This is a genomic window from Streptomyces sp. 5-10 (assembly GCF_014712245.1).
GTDB classification, from domain to species: Bacteria; Actinomycetota; Actinomycetes; order Streptomycetales; family Streptomycetaceae; genus Streptomyces; species Streptomyces violaceusniger.
Map to the genome: position 1 here is coordinate 178,122 of NZ_JACVYG010000013.1, position 3,376 is coordinate 181,497.

Sequence of the window (3,376 nt, forward strand, 5' to 3'; positions counted from 1 at the left end):
CCCAAGTAGCACGGGGCCCGAGAAATCCCGTGTGAATCTGGCGGGACCACCCGCTAAGCCTAAATATTCCCTGGTGACCGATAGCGGATAGTACCGTGAGGGAATGGTGAAAAGTACCGCGGGAGCGGAGTGAAATAGTACCTGAAACCGTGTGCCTACAAGCCGTGGGAGCGTCGGACATCAGCTTGCTGGTGTCTCGTGACTGCGTGCCTTTTGAAGAATGAGCCTGCGAGTTTGCGGTGTGTTGCGAGGTTAACCCGTGTGGGGAAGCCGTAGCGAAAGCGAGTCCGAATAGGGCGGTTTAGTAGCGCGCTCAAGACCCGAAGCGGAGTGATCTAGCCATGGGCAGGTTGAAGCGGAGGTAAGACTTCGTGGAGGACCGAACCCACCAGGGTTGAAAACCTGGGGGATGACCTGTGGTTAGGGGTGAAAGGCCAATCAAACTCCGTGATAGCTGGTTCTCCCCGAAATGCATTTAGGTGCAGCGTCGTGTGTTTCTTGCCGGAGGTAGAGCACTGGATAGGCGATGGGCCCTACCGGGTTACTGACCTTAGCCAAACTCCGAATGCCGGTAAGTGAGAGCGCGGCAGTGAGACTGTGGGGGATAAGCTCCATGGTCGAGAGGGAAACAGCCCAGAGCATCGACTAAGGCCCCTAAGCGTACGCTAAGTGGGAAAGGATGTGGAGTCGCAGAGACAACCAGGAGGTTGGCTTAGAAGCAGCCATCCTTGAAAGAGTGCGTAATAGCTCACTGGTCAAGTGATTCCGCGCCGACAATGTAGCGGGGCTCAAGCGTACCGCCGAAGTCGTGTCATTGCAGCATGAGGCTTAACGGCCGTTGTGATGGGTAGGGGAGCGTCGTGTGCCGGGTGAAGCAGCCGTGTAAGCGAGTTGTGGATGGTTCACGAGTGAGAATGCAGGCATGAGTAGCGNNNAGGCTTAACGGCCGTTGTGATGGGTAGGGGAGCGTCGTGTGCCGGGTGAAGCAGCCGTGTAAGCGAGTTGTGGATGGTTCACGAGTGAGAATGCAGGCATGAGTAGCGATACACACGTGGGAAACGTGTGCGCCGATTGACTAAGGGTTCCTGGGTCAAGCTGATCTGCCCAGGGTAAGTCGGGACCTAAGGCGAGGCCGACAGGCGTAGTCGATGGACAACCGGTTGATATTCCGGTACCCGCTTTGAAACGCCCAGTATCGAATCCTCTGATGCTAAGGCCGTGAAGCCGCCCTGGATCCTTCGGGTGAAGGGGAGTGGTGGAGCCGCCGGCCCAAGGTGGTAGTANNNACGCCCAGTATCGAATCCTCTGATGCTAAGGCCGTGAAGCCGCCCTGGATCCTTCGGGTGAAGGGGAGTGGTGGAGCCGCCGGCCCAAGGTGGTAGTAGGTAAGTGATGGGGTGACGCAGGAAGGTAGTCCAGCCCGGGCGGTGGTTGTCCCGGGGTAAGGGTGTAGGACGTAAGGTAGGCAAATCCGCCTTGCATGTGTCTGAGACCTGATGCCGAGCCGATTGTGGTGAAGTGGATGATCCTATGCTGTCGAGAANACCAGACTTGTAGTAGGTGAGTGATGGGGTGACGCAGGAAGGTAGTCCAGCCCGGGCGGTGGTTGTCCCGGGGTAAGGGTGTAGGACGTAAGGTAGGCAAATCCGCCTTGCATGTGTCTGAGACCTGATGCCGAGCCGATTGTGGTGAAGTGGATGATCCTATGCTGTCGAGAAAAGCCTCTAGCGAGTTTCATGGCGGCCCGTACCCTAANCCCGAGGGGTAGGTAAATCCGTCCCTCATGTAAGGGTGAGACCTGATGCCGAGCCGATTGTGGTGAAGTGGATGATCCTATGCTGTCGAGAAAAGCCTCTAGCGAGTTTCATGGCGGCCCGTACCCTAAACCGACTCAGGTGGTCAGGTAGAGAATACCGAGGCGTTCGGGTGAACTATGGTTAAGGAACTCGGCAAAATGCCCCCGTAACTTCGGGAGAAGGGGGGCCATTGCTGGTGATGGGACTTGCTCCTTGAGCTGGTGGTGGCCGCAGAGACCAGCGAGAAGCGACTGTTTACTAAAAACACAGGTCCGTGCGAAGCCNAAGCGACTGTTTACTAAAAACACAGGTCCGTGCGAAGCCGTAAGGCGATGTATACGGACTGACGCCTGCCCGGTGCTGGAACGTTAAGGGGACCGGTTAGTGGGGTTTCGATTCCGCGAAGCTGAGAACTTAAGCGCCAGTAAACGGCGGTGGTAACTATAACCATCCTAAGGTAGCGAAATTCCTTGTCGGGTAAGTTCCGACCTGCACGAATGGCGTAACGACTTCTCGACTGTCTCAACCATAGGCCCGGTGAAATTGCATTACGAGTAAAGATGCTCGTTTCGCGCAGCAGGACGGAAAGACCCCGGGACCTTTACTATAGCTTGATATTGGTGTTCGGTTCGGCTTGTGTAGGATAGGTGGGAGACTGTGAAGCGCTGACGCCAGTTAGTGTGGAGTCGTTGTTGAAATACCACTCTGGTCGTGCTGGATGTCTAACCTGGGTCCGTGATCCGGATCAGGGACAGTGTCTGGTGGGTAGTTTAACTGGGGCGGTTGCCTCCTAAAGGGTAACGGAGGCGCCCAAAGGTTCCCTCAGCCTGGTTGGCAATCAGGTGTTGAGTGTAAGTGCACAAGGGAGCTTGACTGTGAGACCGACGGGTCGAGCAGGGACGAAAGTCGGGACTAGTGATCCGGCGGTGGCTTGTGGAAGCGCCGTCGCTCAACGGATAAAAGGTACCCCGGGGATAACAGGCTGATCTTCCCCAAGAGTCCATATCGACGGGATGGTTTGGCACCTCGATGTCGGCTCGTCGCATCCTGGGGCTGGAGTCGGTCCCAAGGGTTGGGCTGTTCGCCCATTAAAGCGGTACGCGAGCTGGGTTTAGAACGTCGTGAGACAGTTCGGTCCCTATCCGCTGTGCGCGTAGGAGTCTTGAGAAGGGCTGTCCCTAGTACGAGAGGACCGGGACGGACGAACCTCTGGTGTGCCAGTTGTTCTGCCAAGGGCATGGCTGGTTGGCTACGTTCGGGAGGGATAACCGCTGAAAGCATCTAAGCGGGAAGCCTGCTTCGAGATGAGGGCTCCCACCCACTTGATGGGTTAAGGCTCCCAGTAGACGACTGGGTTGATAGGCCAGATATGGAAGCCGGGTGACCGGTGGAGTTGACTGGTACTAATAGGCCGAGGGCTTGTCCTCAGATGCTCGCGTCCACTGTGTGGTTCCCGGGTTGCGAACAGTCGCACCGGTGAATCAGTTCCACTTTACTTAATTGAAGAGTGTGCTTGTTCGCTAGAACCCGATAGGGTTTCGGTGGTCATTGCGTTAGGGAAACGCCCGGTTACATTCCGA

General features: G+C 56.5%; 1 rRNA gene (running past one end of the window). It reads left to right on the forward strand.

Annotation, left to right across the window (positions count from 1 at the left end):
- Window positions 1-3,223 (forward strand): 23S ribosomal RNA (locus IEJ02_RS18070); it begins 346 nt to the left of the window's first position.
- Window positions 3,224-3,376 lie beyond the last annotated feature (153 nt).